The sequence below is a fragment of the Microbacterium sp. NPDC090281 genome (assembly GCF_044769635.1).
GTDB lineage: Bacteria > Actinomycetota > Actinomycetes > Actinomycetales > Microbacteriaceae > Microbacterium.
Map to the genome: position 1 here is coordinate 233,829 of NZ_JBIVYH010000002.1, position 21,820 is coordinate 255,648.

A 21,820-nucleotide genomic window follows, 5' to 3' on the forward strand; every position below is an offset into this window, starting at 1 on the left:
CCGCAGGGATGCGGCAGACAGGAAGCGCGACGGGAGCAGGTCACGACGCGGGGGTGATCAGGCCTTGGCGAGTCCGTAGATCGGGCTGACGGACTGCTCCTCCTCGTGGTCGGGCCCCAGCGGGATGCCGGAGCGGTCGCGCAGCAGCAGCGTCGCGATGAGGCCGAGCACGGTCATACCCGCGAGGTACCAGGTGACGGCCTGCGTCGACCCTGTCGCGCTGACGATGGCGGTGGCGATGGTCGGAGCGAAGGCCCCACCGGCGATGGCACCGATCGCGTACGAGATCGAGACGCCGGAGAAGCGGATGCTCGCGGGGAACAGCTCGGCGTACAGCGCGGCCTGCGGCCCATACGTGAAGCCGAGGCCGATCGTGAGGATCGCGAGCCCGGCGAACAGCAGGCCGATCTCGCCGGTGTTGACCAGCGGGAACAGCGTGAACACACCGACCAGCTGCAGAGCCCAGCCGATGATGTACGTCGTGCGGCGGCCGATGCGGTCGGACAGCCAGCCGGCGAGCAGCGTCGTGAGCAACCAGGTGACCGCAGAGCCGGCGACGGCCCAGAGTACCGGACCGCGCTCGAGACCGATCGGGCCCTCGGGGTTCGTGGCGTAGCCCTGGATGTAGCCACCGGTGGTCATGTAGCCGACCGCGTTGTTGCCGGCGAACACGAACGCGGCGATGATCACGAGCAGCAGGTGCTTGCGGAACAGCTGCGCGATCGGCATCCGCGCCTTCTCCTTGCGCGCGGCGAGCTCGGTGAAGACGGGGCTCTCCTCGACCTTGCGGCGCACGTAGTACCCGACGAGGATCAGCACGACGCTGAGCAGGAACGGCACTCGCCAGCCCCAGGCCGCGAACTGATCGCCGGGAGCGATCACCGTCATCAGCGCCATCACTCCGGAGGCGAGCAGGAGCCCGAGCGGCACGCCGATCTGCGGCGAGGCGCCGAAGATGCCGCGCTTCTTACGCGGGGCGTGCTCGACGGCCATCAGCACCGCCCCGCCCCACTCGCCGCCGGCCGAGATGCCCTGGATGATGCGCAGGAGCACCAGCAGGATCGGCGCCGTGATGCCGATCGTCTCGTACGTGGGCAGGAGGCCGATGAGCGCTGTGGCCGCACCCATCAGGATCAGCGTCCACATCAGCACGGTCTTGCGTCCGAGCTTGTCGCCGTAGTGGCCGGCGAGGAATGCGCCCAGTGGCCGGAAGAGGAAGCTCACCCCGACGGTGGCGAAGGCGATCAGGGCGCTGTTGGCCCCGAGCGGCTCGAAGAACAACTGTCCGAACACGAGCCCGACGGCCGTCGCGTAGATGAAGAAGTCGTACCACTCGACGGTGGTGCCGACGACGGTGGCGAACACGACACGGCGCCGATCGGCCGTCGTCGCGATGGTTCCGGTGGGTGTGAACCCATCCTGTGACTGCCCGCTCATGGGGTGTCTCCTTTGGTTGTGACCGCATTGTCACGGCGTGCAGCGGAGCGGATCCGAAGTGCTTGCCGAGGGGTGAACCGATGATATATGATTTCGAATACGACGCACAAGGCGTCCGGAACGACATCGCAGACGAGCGCAAGGAGGCGCCCCGTGACGGCCCCCATCAACCGCCCCGGCAAGATCATCGCGATCCACCTGAGCTATGCCTCCCGTGCCGACCAGCGCGGCAGACGCCCCGCCAGCCCGTCCTACTTCTTCAAGCCGGCCAGCTCCGTCGGCGTCTCCGGCGGTACCGTGGAACGCCCAGCCGGCACCGAGCTTCTCGCCTTCGAGGGTGAGATCGCCCTCGTGATCGACACCGCCGCGCGTCGCGTCTCGCTCGACGAGGCATGGGCACACGTGGGTGGGGTCACCGCCTCGAACGATCTCGGCCTGTACGACCTGCGCGCGAACGACAAGGGCTCGAACGTCCGCTCGAAGGGTGGCGACGGCTACACGCCGCTCGGCCCCGAGCTGATCGATGCCCGCACCGTCGACCCCGCAGCCCTTCGCGTGCGCACCTGGGTCAACGGAGAGCTGCGACAGGATGACACCACCGCCGGGCTCATCTTCCCGCTCGCGCAGCTCGTGGCCGACCTCTCCCAGCACTTCACGCTCGAACCCGGCGACGTGATCCTCACCGGCACCCCCGCAGGCTCATCGGTCATCGTCCCCGGCGATGTCGTCGAGGTCGAGGTCGATGCTCCTGATGCTCCCGGCGCCCCGACCTCAGGTCGTCTCGTCACCACCGTGACCCAGGGCGAAGCCCCCTTCGACGGCGACCTCGGTTCGCTGCCGGCCGTCGACGACCTGCAGCGCACCGAAGCCTGGGGCTCCCGCGAGGAAGCGGGCCTGCCACCCGTCGAGAAGGGTCCTGCTCTCTCCCCCGAACTGCGCGCCAAGCTCCTCGAAGCTCCGACGGCCGGGCTCTCGGCCCAGCTCCGCAAGCGCGGACACCACTCCTGCTTCATCGACGGAGTGTCGGTGAACATCCCCGGCAGCAAGATCGTCGGCACCGCGAAGACACTGCGCTTCGTGCCGTTCCGCGAGGACCTCTTCAAGACCCACGGCGGCGGGTACAACGCGCAGAAGCGCGCATTCGACGCGGTGGAAGACGGAGAGATCATCGTCATCGAAGCCAGGGGCGACGCCACCACCGGCACCCTCGGCGACATCCTCGCCCTGCGCGCGAAGGTTCGTGGCGCGGCCGGCGTCGTCACAGACGGCGGGGTCCGCGACTTCGACGCGGTCGCCGAGATCGGCCTTCCCGTGTTCTCGCAGGGCGCGCACCCCTCGGTGCTCGGCCGCAAGCACGTGCCGTGGGACGTGGATGTCACGATCTCCTGCGGGGGCGCGACCGTGCAGCCGGGCGACATCATCGTCGGCGACAGCGACGGCGTGATCGTCATCCCTCCCGCCCTCGCGGAAGAGGTGGCAGCTGGTGCCGTGGCACAGGAGATCGAAGACGCCTGGATCGCCGAACAGGTCGCCGCTGGTCACCCGGTCGACGGCTTGTTCCCCCTGAACGCCGAGTGGCGCGCCCGCTACGAGGAAGCGACTGCCGACCGGAGCGCTCGATGACCACGACGGCGGCCAGCAAGTCCGAGGTCGCGTACGAGTGGATCCGCTCGCGCATCACCGGGCACATGTTCAGTCCCGGCTACCGGCTGGTGCTGGGATCGATCGCGGAAGACCTGAAGATGAGCGTCGTCCCGGTGCGTGAGGCGATCCGCCGCCTCGAAGCAGAAGGCCTCGTGACGTTCGAGCGCAATGTCGGAGCGCGGGTGACCCTCGTCGACGAGAGCGAATACGCGCACACCATGCAGACGCTCGGCCTCGTCGAGGGCTGCGCCACCGCGCTCTCCGCTCCCCTGCTCGATGCGGACGCCCTCGATGAGGCCGCCCGCATCAACGAGCGGATGTCACAGATGCTCGACCACCTCGACGCCCACGCCTTCACCGAGCTCAACCGCCAGTTCCATTCGGTGCTGTTCGAGCCGTGCCCCAACCCTCATCTGCTCGACCTCGTGCACCGCGGCTGGTCGAGGCTCTCGGGAATCCGCGACACGACGTTCGCCTCGATCCCCGGACGCGCCCAGCACTCGGTCGAAGAGCACACCGAGATCCTCGAACTCATCCGCGCGGGCGCAGACCCGCTCGAGATCGAACTCGCCGCCCGCAACCACCGCTGGCGCACGATGGACGCGTTCCTCGATGCGCTGCACACCCGTTCCGCCCAGACGACTTCCGCACAGACGACTTCCGCCCAGACGACCGGAGAAGACTCATGACCGATTCGCGCATCCCCGCCGACCTCCCCGACCACATCCAGCACTACATCGACGGCGCCTTCGTCGATTCCGTCGACGGCGACACCTTCGACGTGCTCGACCCGGTGACGAACCAGACCTACACGACCGCCGCCGCCGGCAAGAAGGCCGACATCGAGCTCGCCGTCGCAGCCGCCAAGCGCGCGTTCGACGAGGGACCCTGGCCGCGGATGCTCCCTCGCGAGCGCTCGCGCGTGCTGCACAAGATCGCCGACATCGTCGAGTCCCGCGACGCGCGTCTGGCCGAGCTCGAGTCGTACGACTCCGGTCTCCCGATCACCCAGGCGCTGGGCCAGGCCCGCCGCGCCGCCGAGAACTTCCGCTTCTTCGCCGACCTGATCGTGGCGCAGTCCGACGACGCCTTCAAGGTGCCCGGCCGCCAGATGAACTACGTCAACCGCAAGCCGATCGGCGTCGCCGGCCTCATCACGCCCTGGAACACGCCCTTCATGCTCGAGTCGTGGAAGCTCGGTCCCGCACTCGCGACCGGCAACACGGTCGTGCTCAAGCCCGCCGAGTTCACGCCGCTGTCAGCCTCGCTCTGGGCCGGCATCTTCGAGGAAGCAGGCCTCCCGAAGGGGGTCTTCAACCTCGTCAACGGCCTCGGTGAGGATGCGGGCGACGCTCTCGTGAAGCACCCCGACGTGCCGCTCATCTCCTTCACGGGCGAGAGCTCGACCGGACAGCTGATCTTCGGCAACGCCGCACCGTTCCTCAAGGGCCTGTCCATGGAGCTCGGCGGCAAGTCCCCGGCAGTGGTGTTCGCCGACGCCGACCTCGAAGCAGCCGTCGACGCCACGATCTTCGGCGTCTTCTCCCTCAACGGCGAGCGCTGCACCGCCGGCTCCCGCATCCTCGTCGAGCGCTCCATCTACGAGGAGTTCGTCGAGCGCTACGCCGCCCAGGCCAAGCGGGTCAAGGTCGGCTACCCGCACGACCCCGCCACCGAGGTCGGAGCGCTCGTGCACCCCGAGCACTACGCCAAAGTCATGAGCTACGTCGAGATCGGCAAGACCGAGGGTCGCCTGGTCGCCGGCGGCGGTCGCCCCGACGGCTTCGAGGAGGGCAACTTCGTCGAACCGACCGTGTTCGCCGACGTCTCCCCCGACGCCCGCATCTTCCAGGAGGAGATCTTCGGCCCGGTCGTCGCGATCACGCCGTTCGACTCCGATGAAGAGGCCCTGTCGCTCGCGAACAACACCAAGTACGGCCTCGCCGCCTACATCTGGACGAACGACCTCAAGCGCGCGCACAACTTCGCGCAGTCGGTCGAGGCGGGCATGGTGTGGCTGAACAGCAACAACGTGCGAGACCTCCGTACCCCCTTCGGCGGAGTGAAGGCCTCGGGCCTCGGTCATGAGGGCGGCTACCGTTCGATCGACTTCTACACCGACCAGCAGAGCGTGCACATCACGCTCGCGGCCCACTCCCACAACCCGACCTTCGGCAAGAACTGACCCCGCTGTCTCATTCCGGTCGCATTTGCTGTCGCTCTGCCGGCGCGGAAACGACAGCAAATGCGACCGGAACCCTCACGCAAGGACGCTGACATGACACACCGCGAAGACATGACCCTGACCTCCTCGGGCTTCTACGTATCCCAGGAGGCCCCGATCCGTTCGGACAACCCGGTCGCGACGCCGCAGAGCTCGCCCCCGGACATCCTCCGCTGCGCGTACATGGAGCTCGTGGTCACCGACCTCGCGGCCTCCCGCCAGTTCTATGTCGATGTCCTCGGCCTGTACGTGACCACGGAAGACGACGAGGCGATCTACCTGCGTTCGACCGAGGAGTTCATCCACCACAACCTCGTGCTGCGCAAGGGGCCGGTCGCCGCTGTCGCCGCTTTCTCGTACCGGGTCCGCACCCCGGAAGACCTCGACCGCGCCGTGGAGTTCTACACCGAGCTGGGCTGCGATGTGCGCCGTAACGAGAACGGCTTCGTCAAGGGCATCGGCGACTCGGTGCGCGTGGTCGACCCGCTCGGCTTCCCCTACGAGTTCTTCTACGCGACCGAGCACGTCGAGCGGATGTCGTGGCGCTACGACCTGCACATCCCCGGCGAGCTGGTGCGCCTCGACCACTTCAACCAGGTCACCCCCGATGTACCCCGCGCCGTGGGTTTCATGCAGGATCTCGGCTTCCGCGTCACGGAAGACATCCAGGACGAGGAGGGCACGGTCTATGCCGCCTGGATGCGCCGCAAGCCCACCGTGCACGACACCGCCATGACCGGCGGCGACGGCCCCCGCATGCACCACGTGTGCTTCGCGACGCACGAGAAGCACAACATCCTCGCGATCTGCGACAAGCTCGGTGCCCTCCGCCGCTCCGACTCGATCGAGCGCGGTCCCGGCCGTCACGGCGTCTCGAACGCGTTCTACCTCTACCTGCGCGACCCCGACGGACACCGCGTCGAGGTGTACACGCAGGACTACTACACCGGCGACCCCGACAACCCGGTCATCACGTGGGACGTGCACGACAACCAACGCCGTGACTGGTGGGGAAACCCCGTGGTCCCCTCCTGGTACACGGATGCCTCGCTGGTGCTCGACCTCGACGGCAACCCGCAGCCGGTCGTCGCCCGCACCGATTCCAGCGAGATGGCGGTGACCATCGGCGCCGACGGCTTCTCGTACACGCGTTCCGACGACGACAAGGACATGCCCGAGTACAAGCAGGGCGAGTACAAGCTCGGCCACCAGCTCTAGGTCGCAGTGAGACATAGGAGGAACGGATGCTGTCAGCAGAGACGATCACGCAGATCGCGGCGGAGCTCGCGGAGGCCGACCGCACGCATGCGGTGATCCCGCGCATCACGGCACGATATCCGGAGGCGACGGTCGAGGACTCGTACGCGATCCAGGGCGTCTGGCGAGACTCGCAGATCGCCGCAGGGCGCCGGCTCGTCGGGCGCAAGATCGGTCTGACGTCGAAGGCTATGCAGCAGGCGACCGGCATCTCCGAGCCCGACTACGGCGTGATGTTCGACGACACCGTCTACGAGTCCGGTGCCGCGATCCCCGTCGACCACTTCTCGAACGTGCGCATCGAGGTCGAACTGGCGTTCGTGTTGAAGAGCCCGCTGGAGGGCCCGGACTGCACCCTCGAGGATGCTCTCGCGGCGATCGACTACGCGGTGCCGGCACTCGAAGTGCTGAACTCGCACATCGAGCTCGAGGGGCGCACCATCGTCGACACGATCAGCGACAACGCCGCCTACGGGGCGATGGTGCTCGGCTCGGTGCACAAGCGCCCGGACGAGATCGATCTGCGCTGGGTTCCGGGGGTCCTCTCCCGCAACGGCGAGATCGAGGAGACCGGTGTCGCGGCCGGCGTACTCGGTCATCCGGCCACCGGGGTCGCGTGGCTCGCGAACAAGTTCCACCAGCACGGCGCGCGTCTCGAGGCCGGGGAGATCATCCTGGCAGGATCGTTCACGCGCCCTATGTGGGTGTCGCGCGGCGATGAAGTGCTGTGCGATTACGGACCGATGGGAACAATTGCATGCCGCTTCGTCTAGCCCCCTCGTTCCGCGAGCAGCTCGCGGAATCCGATCGTCCGTTCGTCGGCATGTGGGCGTGCACCGGCAGCCCGCTGCTCGCCGAGGTCGCCGCGGGGTCGGGCCTGGATTGGCTCCTGATCGACATGGAGCATTCAGCCAACACGCTCGAATCCGTGCTCGTGCAGCTTCAGGCGGTCGCCGCGTACCCGATCGCTCCGCTCGTGCGGGTGCCGTCGAATGACACCGTCGCGATCAAGCAGATCCTCGACCTCGGGGCGCAGAACCTGATCGTGCCGATGGTGTCGTCGGCCGACGAGGCCCGTGCCGCCGTCGCCGCCACCCGCTACCCGCCGGAGGGCGTGCGCGGAGTGGGCAGCGCTCTGGCGCGCAGCGCCCGCTGGAACCGCGTCGATCGCTACCTGCAGGAGTCCGCGCAGCACATCTCCCTCACGGTGCAGATCGAGACGGCCGCCGGCGTCGAAGCCGCAGCTGACATCGCAGCGGTCGACGGCATCGACGCGGTGTTCGTCGGCCCCTCCGACCTGTCAGCGTCGATGGGTCTGCTCGGTCAGCAGACCCATCCCGACGTCACTGCCGCGGTCGAGAAGGTCTTCGCCGCAGTCAAGGCCGCTGGCAAGGCTGTCGGTGTGAATGCGTTCGACCCGACCGCAGCCGACGCCTACCTCGCAGCGGGTGCCGACTTCGTGGCGGTCGGCGCGGATGTCGCCCTGCTCGCCCGAGCATCCGAAGCCCTCGCCGCCCGGTTCATCTCCGCCGACGGAACCTCCCGCGCCAGCTACTGAGCCTTTCGAATCGCGCAACTGGCCCTGTTTCAGGCCCCGAAGCGACCATTTGCGCGATTCGAAAGGCCATGGCCCGTGGCAGGATGGCCGGATGCACTGGAGTGAGGTCGTGAGGTGAGCCGCGGGCTCGCCGCGATGCAGGACCGCAACTTCCGCTGGTTCTTCCTGGCCCGCGCGATCACGATGATCGCGGGTTCGATGTCGTCGATCGCCCTCGCGTTCGCGGTACTGGAGATAGACAACGACGCCCGGTCGCTGTCCTTCGTGCTGGCCGCCTTCACCGTGAGCAACATCATCTTCGTGCTGTTCGGCGGGGTGATCGCCGACCGCCTGCCGCGGGCGCTGATCATCCAGGCCTGCTACGTGGTCGACATCCTCTCGATCGGCACGATCGCGGCGCTCCTGTTCACCGGCAACGCCACGATCCCGCTGCTCGTGGTGCTCTCGATCGTGAACGGGGCCTCGACCGCGTTCGTGCTGCCCGCGATGCAGGGCATCATCCCGCAGCTGACGACGCCAGAGCATCTGCAGCAGGCGAACGCGATGCTGTCGTTCGTGCGCTCTGCTGTGACGATCGGCGGTCCGATCATCGCGGGCATCCTGGTGGCGACGGCCGGCCCCGCGTGGGCGATGGTGGTGCAGGCTGTCGGCTGGGTGATCGCGATCCCGGTGCTGGCTCTCGTGAAGCTCCCTCCCCCGTCGCACGCGGGCGGCACCACGATGTTCCACGACCTCCGCATCGGCTGGCGGGAGTTCTGGAGTCGACCGTGGCTCTGGACGATCGTGCTGGCCTTCATGGTCATGAACGCCATCCACGTCGGCGCGTGGGGCGTCGTGGGTCCCTACATCGCCAAGAACAACGACCTGCTCGGCATCACCGGCTGGGGGTGGGTCGTCAGCGCCGAGGGCGCGGGCGTGCTGCTGATGACGCTGCTGCTGATGTGGTTCCCGCTGCGACGACCGCTGCGCTACGGCATGATCGGCATGGCGGCGTTCGCGATCCCGGTGACGATCCTCGGCCTCCATCCCGCCATCGTCCTGCTCGCCATGGCCGCGTTCATCGCTGGTGCGGGCGCCGAGGTCTTCAGCACCGGCTGGAACCTCGCGATGATGGAGAACATCCCGGGCGAGAAGCTGTCCAGGGTGTCCAGCTACGACATGCTCGGCAGCTTCGTCGTGATGCCGATCGGCACCCTGATCTACGGGTGGCTGATCACGCATGCGGATCCTGGGACCGTGCTCGTGACCTCCGGCGCCATCTACGCGGTGATCGCGCTGATCACCCTGCTGGTGCCGAGCGTGTGGAGCATGGGCAGGCCGACGGCGCCCTGAATCCCGATACCCCACCTCGGCGCGCCTGAGTGAGTCCGGCTCCGGGCGAGACCACGATCACCGCACCGCGCCTGCCGTCAGCCCGCCCACCAGCCAGCGCTGGAAGAACACCGCGGCCGCGAAGACCGGGATCACGCCGATGAACGACGCGGCGGCGATCTTGCCGAAGTGCGGCGTGCGGTCGCCGTAGAACAGCGACAGGGCGACCGGGAAGGTCTGCGCGTCCACGCTCTGGGTGAGGAACGTCGCGAGCAGGAACTCGTTGTAGTTGAGGATCGCGACGATGATGCCGATCGCGACGAGACTCGGCAACAGCAGCGGCACGACGACCGACCAGAGCATCCGCAGCGTCCCCGCTCCGTCGATGCGCGCCGCCTCCTCGATCTCCACGGGCAGGCGTCGGATGAACCCCTCCAGCAGCCAGACGGCCACCGGCACGTTGACGAGGGCGTACACGAGCGTGAGCCCGACGAGCGTGTTGTTGAGACCGATCACGCGCAGGAGCGTGAGCATCGGCACCACGGCGACGATCGGCGGGAGGAGCCACGGGCTCATCAGCGTCGCGGCGAGCGTGCGCCCACCGGCGTTGTACCTGGCGATGGCCCAGGCGCCGGGGACCGCGATGACCAGCGACACGACAGCCCCGCCGACGGCGGCGGCCAGGGAGTTCAGGATCGAACGCGGGATGTCGGTGGCCAGCACATCGCCCCAGTTCTCCCAGTGCGGAGCAGCGCTCCACAGGACCCCGGAGACGGTCTCGTCTCGCCCCATCAGCGACACCGAGAACAGGTACGCGATCGGTACGAGGGTGACCGCGAGCGCCACGAAGAGCACGGAGCTCGCGACGGGCCGCGGACGGGTGCGCCGGTCAGTCATGTCGGGCCCTTCGCGCGAAGACAGCCACCACGAGCGTCACCACCGTGACGATGACCGCGAACACGAGAGTGATCGCCGACGCGCGGCCGATGTCGAACTCTTTGAGGGCGACCTGCTGGATGAGGTATGTGGTCACGGTCGAGGCCTGACCGGGTCCGCCCGACGTCATGACGAAGACCAAGTCGAAGACCTTCAACGCGATGACCAGACGGATGAAGAGCGCGGCGATCACCGTGCCAGCGATCGCCGGCCAGGTGATGTGCCGGAACAGCCCCGCGCCATGGGCGCCGTCGAGTGATGCCGCCTCTCGGACCGAGGGGTCTTGGGTGAGCAGAGCGGCATAGACGAGGATCACGATCAGCGGTGTCCACTGCCAGACATCGGCGAGACCGATCGCCGGAAGCGCCCATGCCGTCGTCGACAGCGGCGCGGGCGAGTCGCCGGGGAGCACCGACGCGAGCAGTCCACCACCGGGGTTGAACACGAGCTTCCACAGCGTGCCGACCACGACCGGGGGCGTGATCAGCGGGAGGAGGAGCAGCGTCCGCAGGACCGCACCTGCCCTGGTCGCGCGCTCCAACGCGACGGCGATGGCGATGCCCAGCACGACGCTCACGACGGCAACCCCGACCGCGTACGCGACGGTCCGCCCGAACGACGCGACCACGTCGGCATCGGCGAGGACGGTCTCCAGGTTCGCCGTTCCAACCCACTCCTGGAAGGGCCTCCCGAGCGTGGAGTCCGTGAACGCTGCGGCGACGATGAACAGGAGTGGATACGCGCCGAGCACCACGATCGACAGGATCGTAGGAGCCGTGAGCAGCCGTGCGGTGCCAGACCGCGCGGAGCCGCCCGCCGGTCTCGGCACTCGGCCGGACGCGCGGGCGGCACGCACCTGGATCGCGGAGGCGTCAGCCAAGGATCTCTTCCCACTCGGCCTGGACGCGGTCGAGGGTCTCCTTGGCGGTACCGCCCTCACCCGCGATGAGCTTCGCCAACTCGTCGGTGAGGATCTGCGCCGCCTGCGACGCGTTCTCGCCCGTCGGCCAGGCGAGCGATCCGCTGAGCGTCGTGCGGTTGACCCGCTGCAGGTCCGGGTAGGTCTCCCCGTAGGCCGCGCTCTCGAGCGAGGACTCGCGGTTCGGGTCGATGCCGGTCTGGGGGTCGGCGACGATCAGCTCGGAGTTGACCTCGCTGGACGCGGCGTACTCGATGAACGCCTTCGCCAGGTCGGTCTTCTCGGTGTTCGCGGCGATGACCCACGTGAAGCCAGCCACGAGCGACGCCCGCGCCTCGGTGTTGTCGCCGCCGACGGGCAGCGTCGTCACACCCCACTTGCCCGCGACCTTGGAGTCGGGGTTCGTCTCCGAGCCCACGCCGAGGTCGGTCCAGTTCTCGATGAAGCCGACCTTGCCGTCGTACCAGGCTCCGTTGCCGACGCCGAAGTCGGTCTCGGCCGCGGTCGGGAAGGCGTAGGGAACTGCATCCACCAGCGCCTGAGCGGCCGCCACCGCTTCGGGAGAGTTGATCGTGGGCTTGCCGTCCTCGTCGACGAACTCTCCGCCGAAGCCGGCCAGTCGGTTCGCGTAGGCGGCACCGAGGATCAGCGGCGACTTCTGTCCGAAGATCGCCGAGCCGTACACGCCGTCCGCGCCTTCGTTCTCGGTGATGATCTCGATGTCGGCCTGGTACTCATCCCAGGTGGCGGGCGGCTCGGTGATGCCGTTCCGCTCGAGGATCTCCTTGTTGTAGAAGAGCACGTGGGTGTCGCCGTCGAAGGGCAGACCGTAGCGGCGATCGCCCACCAGCGTGTACGGGTCGTTGATCGAGGGGATGAAGTCTTCCTCCTCGAGCGAGGGGGTCTCTGCGATCCAGTCGGTGAGGTCCTGGATGGAGCCGCCCTCGGCGAGGTCGCCGATCGAGACGTACCAGGGAGCCGCGACGTCGAAGGTGTTGGCGCCCGACTGCTGGTCGAGCGCGAGCGTGGAGCCGATCTCGTCGTAGGGGACGATGGTGAGGTTCACCTCGGCTCCGGTCTCCTCTTCGAAGTGCTCCTTGAGCCAATTGGCCGCGCCCTCGTGCGAGGTGATGAGCAGAGCGCTCAGGCTCTGCCCGGAGAAGTCCCCGTCGCCGCCCGCTCCGCCGGCATCGGGAGTCTGCGTCGCGCAGCCGGCTATGACGATGGTCGCGGCCGCGAGGGCGGCGGTGCCGAGTAGGACGCGGCGTCCACTGCGGCTCGGAAGGGATGACATGGGGGCTCCTCAGGCGTCGGGTCGGGGAAGCGGATCGGCGCTCAGGCTAGGTCTCGGCGGAGGACCGAAGCGTCGCGGCCGTAACAGTTCGTCGTGCGGCGACGCAAAGGGTCTTCCCGCACGACGAAGCGCAACCCGAGTGGCTATGTTCGCGGAGTCCCCGATCGTCTGAGGAGCACCATGTCACGCCGCATCATCCTGAACGCCTTCGACATGACGTGCGTGACGCACCAGGCTCCCGGACTCTGGCGGCACCCGGAGAACCAGGCCGATCGATACCACGATCTGGACTACTGGGTGGAACTGGCGAAGACGCTCGAGCGCGGCAGGTTCGACGCGATCTTCATCGCCGACGTGCTCGGGACCTACGACGTCTACCGCGACTCGGCCGCCACGGCGCTCAGCGATGCCGCGCAGGTGCCCCTCGGCGACCCGGTCGTGCAGATCTCCGCGATGGCGCACGCGACCGAGCACCTGGGATTCGGGGTGACCGTCGCCACGACATACGAGCAGCCCTACGCGCTCGCCCGCCGCTTTTCGACCCTCGACCACTTCACGCGGGGGCGGGTGGGATGGAATGTCGTGACCAGCTACCTCGATTCCGCCGCACGCAACCTCGGGCTCGACACGCAGATCGCCCATGACGACCGCTACGAGATCGCCGAGGAGTTCCTCGACGTGGCGTACAAGCTGTGGGAGGGGTCGTGGGAGGACGCGGCAGTGCTCCGCGACCGCGAATCCGGTGTCTTCACCGACGCGGCGCGTGTGCACCCGATCGGACACGTGGGGCGGCACTACCGGGTTCCCGGCATCCACCTCGCCGAGCCCAGCCCGCAGCGCACTCCGGTGATGTTCCAAGCGGGTGCCTCGCCGCGTGGTCGCCAGTTCGCGGCGAAGCACGGTGAGGCGATCTTCATCAACGGGCTGCGTCCGGAGACGACTCGACCGGTGACGGACGACATCCGCGACCGCGCCGAAGCTCTCGGACGCCCGCGGGACTCGGTGAAGATCCTCACCCTGATCACGATCGTGGTCGCCGCGACTGACGAAGAGGCGCAGGCCCGGCTCGAGGAATACCGCCGCTACGTCTCGATCGAGGGCGCGCTAGCGCTCTATGCGGGATGGACGGGACTCGACCTGTCGCAATACGACCCCGACGTCCCCCTGGAATACGTCGACACGGATGCCGGGCGCTCGGCGCTGTCGCTCTTCACCAAGGCGGATCCGGAGCGCAGATGGACGCCGCGCGATATCGCCCACTATGTCGGGATCGGCGGCATCGGGCCGGTCATCGTCGGAAGCCCGCAGACCGTGGCGGACGAGCTCGAGCGGTGGGTCGAGGTCGGAGGCGTCGACGGCTTCAACATCGCCTACGTCGTGACACCGGGATCGTTCGAGGACATCGTCGAGCATCTCGTCCCCGAGCTCCGCCGCCGTGGCCGCACGTGGGACGACTACCCCGATGGCACGTTGCGCGGAAGGCTCACCGGCGACGGTTCTCCCGTCGTTCCGGAGTGGCACCCGGCGCATGCCCATCGGGGCGCCTACGTCGGCGGACCCAGCGCCCTGGACGGCACGCGCGGCGGTCCGCTGGTGGATGCCGCGAACGGCGGACCAGCGGATGACTCCGAGCTCGACGAACCGACCGTACTCACCGAGAAGGAGGGCGCCCGATGAGCGTCATCGCAGAGACCACGAATCGCAGCCGCTGGACCGGCACCGCGGACGCCGCGGAGCGCGCTCGCTGGCGCGCCGTCGCGGAGCGTGTCGCAGACGAGCTCGCGAGCGATGCCCTGCAGCGCGACCGCGCGAATCAGGATCCGACAGTTGAACTCGACCTGCTCCGCGAGGCGGGTCTGGTGACGCTGCTCGAACCGGCCGATTTCGGTGGAGGCGGCGCACACTGGGAGACCGCGTTCCTCGTCATCCGCATCCTGTCCCGTGCCGACGCCTCGGTGGCCCAGATCCTCGCCTACCACTACATCAACTCGGGCAACATCGGCTTTGCGGCCGACCCGTCTGTGCAGGAGCGATGGCACCGGAAGACCACCGAGGGCCGGTGGATCTGGGGGGACTCCGTGAACCCGACGGATCCGGATCTCGAGCTGACCGCGGACGGCGACAGCTTCCGACTCAACGGCCTCAAGCGCTTCTCGACCGGTGCATCGGCCGGCGACGTGGTGCTGGCGGCGGCTCTCGTCCGGGGCGGTGAACTCGACGGCAAGGTGCTGTTCGTCGTGCTCGATCACGACCGCGCGGGCATCCAGTACCTCGGCGATTGGGATGCGCTCGGTCAGCGGCTGTCGGCCAGCGGTTCCGTCCGTTTCGACGACGTCCGCGTCTCGGCCGATGACGTGCTCGGTGAGCTCGGCGACGAGCCGTTCTCAACACTGATCACGCCCGGCATCCAGCTGGCGTTCGGCAACATCTACCTCGGGATCGCTGAAGGGGCTCTCGCGCGGGGGCTCGACCTGGTTCGTGCGCGCCCCCGCGCCTGGTTCCTCAGCCAGGCCGGCTCCTACCGGGACGACCCGTTCGTGCAGCGCGTGGTCGGGGAGTTCGCCTCGCGTATCGCCGCGGTGGAGGCCCTGGCGGACCGCGCCGGACGCCTCTTCGACGAGGTCGTGGATGAAGGGGACGCCGTCACGGCCGAGCGACGCGGGGAGCTCGCGGTCGAGATCGCCAAGGTCAAGGTGGTATCGACCGAGGTCGGCATCGAAGTCGCCAACAGGATCTTCGAGATCACGGGTTCGAGCTCCGCGCGCGCCGACGTCGGGCTGGATCTCTTCTGGAGGAACGTCCGCACCCACTCGCTCCACGATCCGATCGACTACAAGAAGCTCGAGGTCGGCGCCTGGACGCTGAACGGCGAGCTCCAGCCGATCTCCCTCTACACCTGATGAACGACCAGACGGAGCTGCGCGCGGTCGTGCGCGAGCGTCTACGACCGGTGTTCGCGGAGATCGCGGCTGGTACCGTCGCCCGCGAGCAGAACCATGAGCTGCCCTTCGCAGAGGTGGAGGCGCTTCGGGCGGCGGGGTTCGGCCGGCTCCGGCTGCCGACCGAGCACGGCGGCTTCGGCCTCGACTGGGCCTCGTTCGCCGAGGTGCTGATCGACCTCGCCGCGGCGGACTCGAACCTCCCCCAGATCTTCCGCGGCCACATCGCGTACGTCGAGCACGTCCTTGCCGCGCCACCGAGCGAACGCCGATCCCGCTGGCTCGATCGGATCGCCGACGGTGAGCTGATCGGCAACGCGTGGTCGGAGAACGGGTCGGCCGCCGTCGGCACGAACGAGACCCGGGTGTCGCAGCGACCGGACGGCACGTGGCGGGTGGACGGGCGCAAGTTCTACACGACGGGCAGCATCTTCGCCGAGTGGATCGACGCGACCGTCGACCTCGACGGCGAGACCGTCACCGCCCTGATCCGCCGGCATCAGGACGGTGTGGAGATCTCCGACGACTGGGATGGCTTCGGGCAGCCGCTGACCGGCACGGGCACGGCGGTGTTCACCGACGCATCTGTCGACGACGAGGATGTCGAGCCGTTCACTTCGCGCTTCCCGTATCAGACGGCGGTCTACCAGCTCACGCTGTTGGCGGTGCTCGCCGGGATCGCCGCCGCGATCGAACGCGACGCGGTCGCCCAGGTACGTGCGCGCACCCGCACGTACAGCCATGGGAGCGCGAACTGCGTGGCCGACGACCCGCAGGTGCTGCAGATCGTCGGGGAGCTGACGGCGACGAGCGCGACGGCACGTGCGCTCGTGCTCGATGTCGCCCGCGCGGTGCAGCATGCGGCCGACGTGCTGGGTACTCCCGAGACGGAGGCTGCCGTGATCGCCGCGGAGCTCGGCTCGTCGAGGGCGCAGATCGTGCTCACCGATCTGGTCCCGCGCGCCTCCTCCCGGCTGTTCGACACGCTCGGCGCATCCGCCGTGCGGTCGGGGACGGCGCTGGACCGCCACTGGCGCAACGCCCGCACGGTCGCGTCCCACAATCCGTGGATCTTCAAGGCACGCCAGCTCGGAGACCACGCGGTCAACGGTCGGACTCCCGAGTTCGTCTGGGCGGTCGGAGAGTCCAACGTCACCGCGGCGGGCGCTCGGCAGGGTTGACCTCGCGGGGCGGTTCCGCGACGTGACGAAGCGTCACCGGAGTCTGGCGTTTTCATAGCAATCCAGGCGAGACTGTCGGCATGACCTTCGCCGCGCTCCAGCCCCTCGCCGACCGTGCCGCCCTCTTCGTCGCACTCCGTCAGGACGCTCTCTCCGCCGCCGCCGACACCCTCGGCGAGCACCACTGGGATGCGGACCTGGCCGCGGGCACCCTCACCTTCACGGCCGACGCCGATCCGACGCGCCAGCTCGTGGCCCGCGCACACCTGATCGCGACGATCGCACCAGGACCCCGGTCGGTCCTGTGGGCGTGGGCGCACCCAAGCGGAGATCCCCAGGGCGTCGCGGCGCAGCTGCACGCCTACGGCAGCGAGCACGGCATCTCCGAGCTGACCACCGCCGAGGTCCCGTTCCCCGCCGAGGTCGCAGGTGACGATGAATGGATCGCCCAGGCCGCGCACACGGTCGGCGGCGTCGCGGTCGAACTCACCGGACGCTCCCCGTACTACTCCGCTCCGGTCGGAAACGGAACACGGGCCGTGTTCCTGCTCGACGCGCCGCTCGCACCTCTCACGGTGGCGGATGCCGTCATCGCGCTGCCCCGGGTGCTCTCCGGTGCGAACCTCCCCGACGCGCGCACCGCGGTCTGGGATCTGGCGCGGCTCGCGGGCTGGACCCTCACCTGGACGGACGAGGCCTTCTCCGGCGCCACGGTGTCTGACGCCAGCGGCACGGCGACGTTCCGCTTCGACGAGCAGGCCCGCATCAGCGGCATCGAGAGCACGCTGCACCCACAGGGCTGACCTCGTCGAGGGCCGCGGCTAGCATGAGCGCATGAGCGACCTCGACCTCATTCCTGAAGGGCACACCTTCAACGCGCAGGAGATCACGGTCTTCGCCGACAGCGAGCATCGCACGCTCGACGAGGCGATCGCCGAGGCCGATGTCCTGGTGAGCTGTCCGCACGCCGGCGTGCGCATCCCTGAAGAACTCGTACCGTTCCTCTCCCCCGCGCTGACAAGACGGATGCAGTACGACTTCACCGACGTCGCCACCGACGCGATCGTGCGGGAGTGGGCTCGGAACGACCGCCGCATCGTCGCCGTCATCAACCCGCATCCACGCCTGGTGCGCGATCCCAACCGTGCCCGTCCGGCCGACATCGCCGCCGACCTGACGACGGCCATCGAGCGCACCCGCGCCGCCGGCCCCTGGCAGAAGGTCGACCTGTCAGGAGTGGATGCGATCCGCCCGGTGACCTTCTCGTTCTTCCCGATCCTCGAGGTGCCGACCGACGATGCAGAGCGTGACCGCCTCGTGCGCACGTTCGTCGAGGTCGGCGAGCGCGGGTTGGGCGTCTACGAGCGCACGAGGGATGAGCTGACCGAGCGGTTCGTGGCCGAGAAGCTCCGCACGGGCGGGCAGTTCACGCGATTGTCTTTCCACGACACCATGAACACCACGACCACGAGCGACGGTGCGGTCAACGTCGCCAGGGCTCCGGAAGACCGGCTCCCCGCTGTCGTCGCCCTCTCCAACCGCGGCGACACCCGCGGCGACGAGCGCGACCCCGCAGACCCGCCGACGATGGATCCTGAGCGTCTTCGTGCGCTCGCCGATGCCCATCGTGCCGGGTTCCGCGTCGATCGGCCGGACGCCGTGGCTCTGAACACTCCGTACCTCGGCAGCCAGGAGATCCGTGCAGCGGGGGCCCGGTTCCGAGAGCTCGCCCCGCAGGCAGCAGCGGCCGCGCTCACCCTCGACGCGGTGCAGGCCGAGTTCCTGCGCGAGTATCTGCTCGGGCCGGCGGCTGTCGAAGAGCTGCATCGGCCGGGGACGGACTGGATCCGAGAAGACCCCGCCCACGTGCACGATGTCGCCGAGGCGTGTCAGCGGGCGTGGGACCTGTACCGGGCGCTCTGAGCGAGGTCGTCGACCGTTCTTGGCGGATGTGGGACTCTGGACGCATGAAGAACGGAATCGTCCGGTTCGCCGCGCTCTATGTGTTCAACGTCGCAGTGCTGCTCCTGATCGGCCTGCTGCTGCCGGGCGTCTCCGTCGGATGGAACGCGCTGTGGGCGTCGGTCATCCTGACCCTCGCGGCCCTCTTCGTGAAGCCTCTGCTCGCCGGCGCCTTCCGGAAATCCGCCGCGAAGTCGGCCGCCGAGCGCACCAAGACGGGCGAGAAGATCGTGCAGTACGTCCTCGTGTACCTCGTCGAGGTCATCATCTGGATCCTCACGGTCTGGCTGAGCGGGGTGCGCGCCTCCGGCTTCTGGGCTTTCGTGCTGCCGCCGCTGGCGCTGGTGCTCGGCTGGATGATCTACGACCAGATCGACGACAGGATGCGGCGCAAGACCGCAGAGATCTACGACTCCGTGCACGCACGCGTGAAGGGCGGCGACGCGAAGTCCGCACCTGCAGCCACCGCCACCGCACCGGAGTCGGCGCAGACGACCGCCGCCCGTGACGAGCTCAGCGATGGCCTGACACCCGAGCAGCGCCGGATGCTCGACGAACTCGGCTGAGCCGACTCCTCCGACCTCCGGAAACACGGAAGGCGCCCATCTTCAGGATGGGCGCCTTCTTGTGCAGAGGGCGAGAACGCGTCGTCAGACGAGCCGCTCCGCCGCTTCCACGACATTGGTCATCAGCAGCGCGACCGTCATCGGGCCGACGCCGCCCGGATTCGGTGAGAGGTATCCGGCGACATCCGCGACGTCAGGGGCGACGTCGCCGAACACCAGGCTCTTGCCGGTCTCCTGGTCGGTCTCGCGCGTGACCCCGACGTCGAGCACGGCTGCTCCGGGCTTGACGTCTTCGGCGCGGATCAGGTGCTTCACCCCGGCGGCGGCGACGATCACGTCGGCCTCGCGCAGGTAGCGCGGCATGTCCACCGTGCCGGTGTGGGTCAGCGTCACCGTGGCGTTCAGGTCGCGACGCGTGAGCAGCAGCCCGATCGTGCGACCGATCGTGACACCGCGACCGACCACGACCACGTGCTTGCCCTTGAGGTCGTAGTCGTTACGCAGCAGCAGCTCGATGACACCGCGCGGGGTGCACGGCAGCGGGGTGTCGATCGGGGCGTTGACGTTGAGCACCAGACGCCCGAGGTTGGTCGGGTGCAGGCCGTCGGCGTCCTTCGCCGGGTCGATGCGCTCCAGGATCGCGTCCGTGTCCAGGTGCTTCGGCAGCGGCAGCTGAACGATGTAGCCGTGGCACGCGGGGTCGGCGTTGAGCTCGTCGATCAGCGCTTCGACATCGGCCTGCGTGGCATCGGCCGGCAGCTCGCGCTGGATCGAGTTCATCCCGATCGCCTCGGACTGTCGATGCTTCATACCCACGTAGAGCTGCGATGCCGGGTCAGCGCCCACGAGCACTGTCGCGATGCCCGGTGTGACCCCCGTGCTCTTCAGCGCAGCGACGCGCTCGGTCAGCTCGGCTCGGATCGCGGCGGACGCCGCCTTCCCATCGAGGATCTTCGCGGTCATTGTTCTTCTTTTCCTTAAAGTCGTGAGTTCCCCTTGTGCCGTGCACTCCGCGGTCACCCGCCGAGTGCACGGCTTCTCGTCGAGTGCACGGCTTGATCGCATCGACAAGCCGTGCACTCGGCAGCATCCCGTGCACTCGCGAGAGACGAGAGGGGGGCGGGAGGGGGCGGGAGGGGTTACTGCTGCAGGGTGGGGTACAGAGGGAATGCGGCGGTCAGCGCGTCGACGCGGGCACGCAGCGGCTCGACGTCGGCACCGGGCAGCAGGGCGAGCGCGATGATGTCGGCCACCTCGGTGAACTCGACGTCGCCGAAGCCGCGGGTCGCGAGCGCCGGCGTGCCGATACGAAGACCCGAAGTCACCATCGGCGGGCGCGGGTCGTTCGGGACGGCGTTGCGGTTCACGGTGATGTGGATATCGTGCAGGAGGTCTTCTGACTGCTTGCCGTCGATCTCGGCGTCGCGCAGGTCGACCAGGACGAGGTGGACGTCCGTTCCACCGGAGCGCACTGCGATGCCGGCATCCTTCACGTCCTGCTGGGAGAGGCGCTCCGCGATGAGCTTGGCGCCGCGCAGCACCCGCTCCTGACGCTCCTTGAACTCAGGCGTGCCCGCGAGCTTGAACGCGGTCGCCTTCGCGGCGATCACGTGCATGAGCGGTCCGCCCTGCTGGCCGGGGAACACCGCGGTGTTGATCTTCTTGGCGAGCTCGGCGTCATTGGTGAGGATGAAGCCCGAGCGCGGGCCGCCGATCGTCTTGTGCACGGTCGAGGAGACGACGTGGGCGTGGGGCACCGGGTTCGGGTGCAGACCCGCGGCGACCAGCCCCGCGAAGTGCGCCATGTCGACCCAGAGCAGCGCCCCGACTTCGTCGGCGATCTCGCGGAACGCCGCGAAGTCCATCGTGCGCGGGTATGCCGACCAGCCGGCGATGATGACCTTCGGCTTGTGCTCGATCGCGAGGCGGCGAACCTCTGCCATGTCGATGGTCGAGGTCTCGGGGTCCACGCCGTAGGCGACGATGTCGTAGAGACGGCCCGAGAAGTTGATCTTCATGCCGTGCGTGAGGTGGCCGCCCTGGTCGAGGGACAGACCGAGCAGCGTGTCGCCGGGGCGGGCGATCGCGTGCAGCACGGCGGCGTTCGCGGAGGCACCCGAATGCGGCTGCACGTTCGCGAACTCGGCGCCGAACAGGCTCTTCGCCCGCTCGATCGCGAGGGATTCGGCGACGTCGACCTCTTCGCAACCGCCGTAGTAGCGGCGGCCGGGGTAGCCCTCGGCGTACTTGTTGGTGAGCACCGACCCCTGCGACTGCAGGATCGAAACGGGAACGAAGTTCTCCGAGGCGATCATCTCGAGGAAGGTCTGCTGGCGCTTCAGCTCACGGTCCAGGACCTGTGCGATCTCGGGATCGACCTCGGAAAGCGGGGCGTTGAAGTAACGGTCGGTCATGACATGCTCCTCTGACTACGGATTCGAAAGGGGTGTTCCTATCGGCCCAGGCGCGCGGTCGAATTCCGTGGTCAGTCGCTCCCCGGTGGTAGTCCACCCAGACGCCAGTCGCGACGGTACGAGCATAGCGGATGCCGGCCGTCGTGCACGCTGGAGTGTGGACGACCGTTGCAGAATC

19 protein-coding genes and 1 riboswitch are annotated in these 21,820 nt (G+C 68.3%); of the genes, 13 read left to right on the forward strand and 6 right to left on the reverse strand.

Features of this window, described 5'->3' with window-relative positions:
* Positions 1-57 precede the first annotated feature (57 nt).
* Positions 58-1,437 carry an MFS transporter gene (locus ACIQTX_RS15315; protein ID WP_105527990.1) on the reverse strand — a complete coding sequence of 460 codons (1,380 nt, stop codon included), beginning with the start codon at positions 1,435-1,437 and terminating at the stop codon, positions 58-60.
* Positions 1,438-1,590: 153 nt separating this feature from the next.
* Between ACIQTX_RS15315 and ACIQTX_RS15320 the strand changes: the two genes are divergently transcribed.
* From ACIQTX_RS15320 to ACIQTX_RS15350, 7 genes are all read left to right on the forward strand, one after another.
* On the forward strand, positions 1,591-3,060 hold the full coding sequence (locus ACIQTX_RS15320; protein WP_402973604.1) for a fumarylacetoacetate hydrolase family protein: 1,470 nt from the start codon (positions 1,591-1,593) through the stop codon (positions 3,058-3,060).
* Positions 3,057-3,770: a GntR family transcriptional regulator gene (locus ACIQTX_RS15325; RefSeq protein WP_402973607.1), complete on the forward strand. Its 714-nt coding sequence runs from the start codon at positions 3,057-3,059 to the stop codon at positions 3,768-3,770. Before ACIQTX_RS15320 ends, ACIQTX_RS15325 begins: the two co-directional genes overlap by 4 nt.
* Positions 3,767-5,266 carry a 5-carboxymethyl-2-hydroxymuconate semialdehyde dehydrogenase gene (gene hpaE, locus ACIQTX_RS15330; protein ID WP_402973610.1) on the forward strand — a complete coding sequence of 500 codons (1,500 nt, stop codon included), beginning with the start codon at positions 3,767-3,769 and terminating at the stop codon, positions 5,264-5,266. Before ACIQTX_RS15325 ends, hpaE begins: the two co-directional genes overlap by 4 nt.
* 93 nt (positions 5,267-5,359) lie before the next feature.
* The gene (hpaD, locus tag ACIQTX_RS15335; RefSeq protein ID WP_402973613.1) at positions 5,360-6,523 is read left to right on the forward strand and encodes a 3,4-dihydroxyphenylacetate 2,3-dioxygenase; all 1,164 of its coding nucleotides are present in this window, start codon (positions 5,360-5,362) and stop codon (positions 6,521-6,523) included.
* A gap of 26 nt (positions 6,524-6,549) precedes the next feature.
* On the forward strand, positions 6,550-7,335 hold the full coding sequence (locus ACIQTX_RS15340) for a 2-oxo-hepta-3-ene-1,7-dioate hydratase (protein ID WP_402973615.1): 786 nt from the start codon (positions 6,550-6,552) through the stop codon (positions 7,333-7,335).
* Positions 7,320-8,120 carry an HpcH/HpaI aldolase/citrate lyase family protein gene (locus ACIQTX_RS15345; protein ID WP_402973618.1) on the forward strand — a complete coding sequence of 267 codons (801 nt, stop codon included), beginning with the start codon at positions 7,320-7,322 and terminating at the stop codon, positions 8,118-8,120. Before ACIQTX_RS15340 ends, ACIQTX_RS15345 begins: the two co-directional genes overlap by 16 nt.
* A 114-nt stretch (positions 8,121-8,234) precedes the next feature.
* Positions 8,235-9,452 carry an MFS transporter gene (locus tag ACIQTX_RS15350; protein ID WP_402973621.1) on the forward strand — a complete coding sequence of 406 codons (1,218 nt, stop codon included), beginning with the start codon at positions 8,235-8,237 and terminating at the stop codon, positions 9,450-9,452.
* Between the two features lie 57 nt (positions 9,453-9,509).
* Here ACIQTX_RS15350 and ACIQTX_RS15355 read toward each other — a convergent pair whose 3' ends face one another.
* Genes ACIQTX_RS15355 through ACIQTX_RS15365 form a run of 3 tightly spaced genes read right to left on the reverse strand, consistent with a single transcriptional unit; the run spans position 9,510 to position 12,580 of the window.
* Positions 9,510-10,328: a carbohydrate ABC transporter permease gene (locus ACIQTX_RS15355; protein WP_402973624.1), complete on the reverse strand. Its 819-nt coding sequence runs from the start codon at positions 10,326-10,328 to the stop codon at positions 9,510-9,512.
* Positions 10,321-11,247, reverse strand: coding sequence for a carbohydrate ABC transporter permease (locus tag ACIQTX_RS15360; RefSeq protein WP_402973627.1), 927 nt, complete (start codon positions 11,245-11,247; stop codon positions 10,321-10,323). The genes ACIQTX_RS15355 and ACIQTX_RS15360 overlap by 8 nt, the downstream gene beginning before the upstream one ends.
* On the reverse strand, positions 11,240-12,580 hold the full coding sequence (locus tag ACIQTX_RS15365; protein ID WP_402973630.1) for an ABC transporter substrate-binding protein: 1,341 nt from the start codon (positions 12,578-12,580) through the stop codon (positions 11,240-11,242). The genes ACIQTX_RS15360 and ACIQTX_RS15365 overlap by 8 nt, the downstream gene beginning before the upstream one ends.
* A gap of 180 nt (positions 12,581-12,760) precedes the next feature.
* On the opposite strand from ACIQTX_RS15365, the gene ACIQTX_RS15370 reads away from it, so the two are divergent.
* The 6 genes from ACIQTX_RS15370 (at position 12,761) to ACIQTX_RS15395 (ending at position 19,228) form a co-directional block, all read left to right on the forward strand.
* Positions 12,761-14,257 carry an LLM class flavin-dependent oxidoreductase gene (locus ACIQTX_RS15370; protein WP_402973633.1) on the forward strand — a complete coding sequence of 499 codons (1,497 nt, stop codon included), beginning with the start codon at positions 12,761-12,763 and terminating at the stop codon, positions 14,255-14,257.
* On the forward strand, positions 14,254-15,480 hold the full coding sequence (locus ACIQTX_RS15375) for an acyl-CoA dehydrogenase family protein (protein WP_402973636.1): 1,227 nt from the start codon (positions 14,254-14,256) through the stop codon (positions 15,478-15,480). The genes ACIQTX_RS15370 and ACIQTX_RS15375 overlap by 4 nt, the downstream gene beginning before the upstream one ends.
* Positions 15,480-16,700, forward strand: a complete 1,221-nt coding sequence (locus tag ACIQTX_RS15380) for an acyl-CoA dehydrogenase family protein (protein WP_402973639.1) — start codon at positions 15,480-15,482, stop codon at positions 16,698-16,700. The genes ACIQTX_RS15375 and ACIQTX_RS15380 overlap by 1 nt, the downstream gene beginning before the upstream one ends.
* An 80-nt stretch (positions 16,701-16,780) precedes the next feature.
* Positions 16,781-17,503, forward strand: a complete 723-nt coding sequence (locus tag ACIQTX_RS15385; RefSeq protein ID WP_105527982.1) for a DUF6882 domain-containing protein — start codon at positions 16,781-16,783, stop codon at positions 17,501-17,503.
* A 31-nt stretch (positions 17,504-17,534) separates the two neighbouring features.
* Positions 17,535-18,623, forward strand: a complete 1,089-nt coding sequence (locus tag ACIQTX_RS15390) for an N-formylglutamate amidohydrolase (RefSeq protein ID WP_402973643.1) — start codon at positions 17,535-17,537, stop codon at positions 18,621-18,623.
* Between the two features lie 44 nt (positions 18,624-18,667).
* Positions 18,668-19,228: a hypothetical protein gene (locus ACIQTX_RS15395; RefSeq protein WP_402973646.1), complete on the forward strand. Its 561-nt coding sequence runs from the start codon at positions 18,668-18,670 to the stop codon at positions 19,226-19,228.
* An 84-nt stretch (positions 19,229-19,312) separates the two neighbouring features.
* Here the strand turns inward: ACIQTX_RS15395 and ACIQTX_RS15400 are convergent, their stop codons facing one another.
* Together ACIQTX_RS15400 and glyA are read right to left on the reverse strand one after the other, a co-directional pair.
* On the reverse strand, positions 19,313-20,191 hold the full coding sequence (locus ACIQTX_RS15400) for a bifunctional methylenetetrahydrofolate dehydrogenase/methenyltetrahydrofolate cyclohydrolase (RefSeq protein WP_402973648.1): 879 nt from the start codon (positions 20,189-20,191) through the stop codon (positions 19,313-19,315).
* A gap of 176 nt (positions 20,192-20,367) precedes the next feature.
* Entirely contained in the window at positions 20,368-21,642 is a 1,275-nt protein-coding gene (glyA, locus tag ACIQTX_RS15405; RefSeq protein WP_402973651.1) for a serine hydroxymethyltransferase, read from the reverse strand.
* Positions 21,643-21,679: 37 nt separating this feature from the next.
* Positions 21,680-21,764, reverse strand: a riboswitch (ZMP/ZTP riboswitch).
* Between the last annotated feature and the right edge of the window lie 56 nt (positions 21,765-21,820).

What these genes read in the sequence shown, in the direction of transcription:
- ACIQTX_RS15345 (WP_402973618.1), top strand. Translation starts at nt 7,320, where the DNA reads ATGCCGCTTCGTCTAGCCCCCTCGTTCCGCGAGCAGCTCGCGGAATCC.
- ACIQTX_RS15380 (WP_402973639.1), top strand. Translation starts at nt 15,480, where the DNA reads ATGAACGACCAGACGGAGCTGCGCGCGGTCGTGCGCGAGCGTCTACGA.
- ACIQTX_RS15370 (WP_402973633.1), top strand. Translation starts at nt 12,761, where the DNA reads ATGTCACGCCGCATCATCCTGAACGCCTTCGACATGACGTGCGTGACG.
- hpaD (WP_402973613.1), top strand. Translation starts at nt 5,360, where the DNA reads ATGACACACCGCGAAGACATGACCCTGACCTCCTCGGGCTTCTACGTA.
- hpaE (WP_402973610.1), top strand. Translation starts at nt 3,767, where the DNA reads ATGACCGATTCGCGCATCCCCGCCGACCTCCCCGACCACATCCAGCAC.
- ACIQTX_RS15365 (WP_402973630.1), bottom strand. Translation starts at nt 12,580, where the DNA reads ATGTCATCCCTTCCGAGCCGCAGTGGACGCCGCGTCCTACTCGGCACC.
- ACIQTX_RS15325 (WP_402973607.1), top strand. Translation starts at nt 3,057, where the DNA reads ATGACCACGACGGCGGCCAGCAAGTCCGAGGTCGCGTACGAGTGGATC.
- ACIQTX_RS15340 (WP_402973615.1), top strand. Translation starts at nt 6,550, where the DNA reads ATGCTGTCAGCAGAGACGATCACGCAGATCGCGGCGGAGCTCGCGGAG.
- ACIQTX_RS15395 (WP_402973646.1), top strand. Translation starts at nt 18,668, where the DNA reads ATGAAGAACGGAATCGTCCGGTTCGCCGCGCTCTATGTGTTCAACGTC.
- ACIQTX_RS15385 (WP_105527982.1), top strand. Translation starts at nt 16,781, where the DNA reads ATGACCTTCGCCGCGCTCCAGCCCCTCGCCGACCGTGCCGCCCTCTTC.
- ACIQTX_RS15375 (WP_402973636.1), top strand. Translation starts at nt 14,254, where the DNA reads ATGAGCGTCATCGCAGAGACCACGAATCGCAGCCGCTGGACCGGCACC.
- ACIQTX_RS15315 (WP_105527990.1), bottom strand. Translation starts at nt 1,437, where the DNA reads ATGAGCGGGCAGTCACAGGATGGGTTCACACCCACCGGAACCATCGCG.
- ACIQTX_RS15390 (WP_402973643.1), top strand. Translation starts at nt 17,535, where the DNA reads ATGAGCGACCTCGACCTCATTCCTGAAGGGCACACCTTCAACGCGCAG.
- ACIQTX_RS15355 (WP_402973624.1), bottom strand. Translation starts at nt 10,328, where the DNA reads ATGACTGACCGGCGCACCCGTCCGCGGCCCGTCGCGAGCTCCGTGCTC.
- ACIQTX_RS15400 (WP_402973648.1), bottom strand. Translation starts at nt 20,191, where the DNA reads ATGACCGCGAAGATCCTCGATGGGAAGGCGGCGTCCGCCGCGATCCGA.
- glyA (WP_402973651.1), bottom strand. Translation starts at nt 21,642, where the DNA reads ATGACCGACCGTTACTTCAACGCCCCGCTTTCCGAGGTCGATCCCGAG.